The sequence below is a fragment of the Xanthomonas sp. SHU 308 genome (assembly GCF_000364645.1).
Lineage (GTDB): Bacteria > Pseudomonadota > Gammaproteobacteria > Xanthomonadales > Xanthomonadaceae > Xanthomonas_A > Xanthomonas_A sontii.
In genome coordinates this window covers 1-3,308 of sequence record NZ_AQOK01000334.1, presented here as the reverse complement: position 1 = coordinate 3,308, position 3,308 = coordinate 1, and the positions used below count along the sequence as shown (strand labels likewise).

Annotated in this window: 3 protein-coding genes; 2 read left to right on the top strand and 1 reads right to left on the bottom strand. The window is 61.1% G+C overall.

The window, feature by feature from the left end; translation table 11 throughout:
• Both D588_RS24595 and D588_RS0111600 read left to right on the top strand, forming a co-directional pair.
• Positions 1–1,184: DUF6538 domain-containing protein (locus D588_RS24595; RefSeq protein ID WP_017916094.1), on the top strand; the 1,184-nt coding region annotated here is incomplete at its 5' end.
• A gap of 144 nt (positions 1,185–1,328) precedes the next feature.
• Positions 1,329–1,790, top strand: a complete 462-nt coding sequence (locus D588_RS0111600) for a hypothetical protein (RefSeq protein WP_017916093.1) — start codon at positions 1,329–1,331, stop codon at positions 1,788–1,790.
• A gap of 572 nt (positions 1,791–2,362) precedes the next feature.
• On the opposite strand, the gene D588_RS26135 is transcribed toward D588_RS0111600, so the two are convergent.
• Positions 2,363–2,785, bottom strand: a complete 423-nt coding sequence (locus tag D588_RS26135; RefSeq protein WP_051067866.1) for a hypothetical protein — start codon at positions 2,783–2,785, stop codon at positions 2,363–2,365.
• Positions 2,786–3,308: the final 523 nt, after the last annotated feature.

Below are 3,308 nucleotides of genomic sequence, written 5' to 3'. Positions count from 1 at the left end.
ACCTCACGCGCGGCGAGACCGGCCGCTACTACGTTCGTTTGCGCGTTCCTGCTGACCTGCAGGCACGCTTTGGACGCAAGGTCATCAAGCGCAGTGCCGGCACGACATGTGATCGCGCTGCTCTTGGCTACGCGCTCCTGTTGCAGCAACGCTATGCTCGAGCCTTCGCAGCCATCAGGAACGGCAGCATGGGGAAGGAGCTGGAAGAGCTCTTGAAGAGCCTGGAGGGCAAGTCGTCGCTTGAGCTGATCCTCAAGGACGTGAAGCTGCCGGGCGGCGCTTCGTTCGGACAGGTGGAGATCAACGACCAGAACGACTTGTCGTTGTTCCAGAAGCTCGCGGCGGAGCACGCAGTGCCGGTGCCGTCGTCGACACCGTTCCCTCCGCGCCGAGTCGTCAAGCCCATCAGCGAACCGCGTCCGGTGGGGCTGACCCTCGCGGCTGCACGCGACAAGTATCTGGTTAGCATCCAGGGCAAGAACACCGCCAAGACCATCGTCCAGAAGACCCGCGCCCTGAAGGACCTGGAAGCCTTCGTGACGAGCCAGCGCAAGGGCAAAGGCAAACAGTCGGTGATGTTGAAGGAGCTGACGCGGACCGACTTCTCAGAGTGGTTCTTGCACGAGACCGCACAGAAGCGCGTCATCACCTACATCACCAACCGATTCTCGGCCTGCGCGGACTTCATCAAGTGGGCGCAGACGGCTGGCCACTACCCACAAGGCGACAACCCGGCGTCGGGGCACGCCTCCGTGCCCAAGCAGTTGAAGAAGCAGCGAGCGAAGAGCCACGGCTCGCAGGCGTTCACCCCCGACCAGGTCAAGCGCATCTTCGACCCGGAGAACTTCAAGCAGTTGAAGGGCGACGCGGCGCGGTGGCTCCCGCTCATCCTGCTCTACACCGGCGCACGCTCCAACGAGGTGGCGAGGTTGGAGCTGGAGGATTGCCGGGAGGAAGACGGCATCCCCATCTTCCATTTCACCTGGATGGGCGAGGACAAGAGCCTCAAGACCGATGCCAGTGATCGGAAGACCCCCGTGCACCCGGACCTCATCAAGCTGGGCTTGTGGGAGCGCGTGGAGCGGCTCAAGGCCGCCGGCGAGACGAAGCTCTTCCCGGAGCTCAGCTTCGACGCCAAGAACGGTCCAGCGGGCCGGACCCAACACGCGTACTGGTTGCAGTAAATAAGCTAACTAAAGTGCGTTAAATATAGTTTTCCAAACTTTACTAATGATAAATATTGGATTATTTAAGTTGGTTTGTTTGTATTTTCTCTGAATTTTGGGCAGCAGAATTTTTCTCTGAGCAACAGCGAAGGAGTTGCGACATTGGATCACTTCGAAGGCGTGGTGCTCGACTACCTCCGAGCGGACCGTGCGTTGTTCGTCAACAGCCAATGCTGCATACAGCTCAACGAGGGCGCCAACCCGGACACCAGTGGCCCGCATTGGTATTGCGACGCGGTGGCCGTGAGCTTCAAGGAGCAGATGGCTTACCTGTGTGAGATCACCTATGCGGCCGGGGCATCGTCGCTCCTAGGCCGGCTGCGGTCTTGGGATGAGCATTGGGAAGGACTGAAGGTCGCCCTGGCGCGCGACAGTGGGGTGCCGGCAGCGTGGCCCCTCAGACCCTGGCTTTTCGTGCCGGAAGCACATGCAGAGCGGCTGAAGGCCGGCCTCGCGTCGCTGCGCTCCTCGCCGAGTCCGCGAATCACCTTCCTTGAAGAAGTCGTGCCCTGGCGCTACCGGTCCTGGAATCGCGGTTCCTATGAGGATGCTCCAGGCCTATGAGGTCCAGCGGCATAGGCAGCTGACCCGCCATCTACGTCGCCGGCTATGATTCCCGCATAGGGGAGGGAAGCCGATATGAGGACAACTCTAATCCGCCAAGCGCTGCTCGGCTTGGCTCTTTCGCTGCCAGCATCAGCAGCCATGGCCTGCAGCTGCTTGATGTATGAAAGCTTGGACGACGCTAAAGCCAGGGCTGCCGTGGCTGTCCAGGCGACGATGGTTTCCGTGCAAAGGAAGATCGTTCAGCACGGTGACACGCCCTACTCGGAGCAAGAGGTTGTCCGTTGGCGTATTGGGGAGTCCATGCGTGGCCCATTGGCCGCAGGTCAGGAATTCGAGACGCAGACAACCATTTCTCCGGCCGCCTGTGGCGAGCAGGCGGTCGATGTCCAGCGAGCGCAAGCAACGCCAACGCCTCTACCTAGAACGTGGTGGCTATTCTTTCAGTGGATTCCCGAGAACGGAGCGCCTTGGTTTGTTGCCACGTGCTCAAGAAGCCAGCCTGTTGAAGCAGTGGCCCCAGTGTCTGCGTCCTAGGATGACCTTGTTCTAGGTGCAGTGAAGGGCATCGTCTAACGGCCGCCCTGAAACTTGAAGGTGAAGCGAGCAGCGGATGCAGCGGTCTTGCTTGCAATCGACACGGGTGTGGCGTCGACCAGCGTCAACATGCCATCGGCAACAGGGACCGGGACGCCGAGCGTGAGGTCCACCTCCTTAGACCAGCCGCCGCCAAGCACGGTCGCCCTGACGACCAGTCGGCCGGCCTGGATGCATTGAACGTCGGCTGGGCAACGGCTGTCTTCCATGACGCGGTCGGGACGCACCCTGGGGCCATCGACCGCGGCAATCTCTCCCACCCGCACGGGGCCTTCAATCGGACTGCTCGCGACCGGACCACCCGTCGCGCACCCGGCAAGCGACATGGCCATCAGTGCTGCAAGTGGCTTCACTCTCATCCAAAAGGTCCGGACAGCTTTTCGTTGTTCGATTCGCATGGCTGAGGGCGGCTCCGAAGACGGCCTGAGTGTCCCACAGCTCCGCAATGCGCGGCTGAGATGCGCACCAGAGACTGCCGAACTTGGTGCTGTGGGCATGAGCACTCTCACTGAGTGGACGCTCACGGCAGCGGCAAGCCAGCAGCCGGCAAAGCGCTGAGCCTACTTCGCAAATTTGGCCGGTGCTGCCACGGCCAAGCTTGTGAAATTTTGGGGCTTAAGCAGCCTGCGTCGTTGTTCAAGCTTTTCCTGCCGCATGTGCGGTCACTGAGGAAAGCGACATGGCAAAGGGCAAAGGTGGTGCAAGTGGAGATACCCGCGGGGTTGGTTTCAAGGGCGATCCCGGAGCCAGGCAGGGGCGTGGTCAAGGAGGTGCGGGCGGATGGCCGTCAACCAAGCCCGGTGTGCCATCGGGCGGTAACCGTAGCAATGCACCTCCGAAGCGTTGATCAGGGGGCGACGTCCCCCCGGTTTTGAGTAGCAAGGCGATTTGGAGTCCAATCCCCAACAAGACGGAGATTGG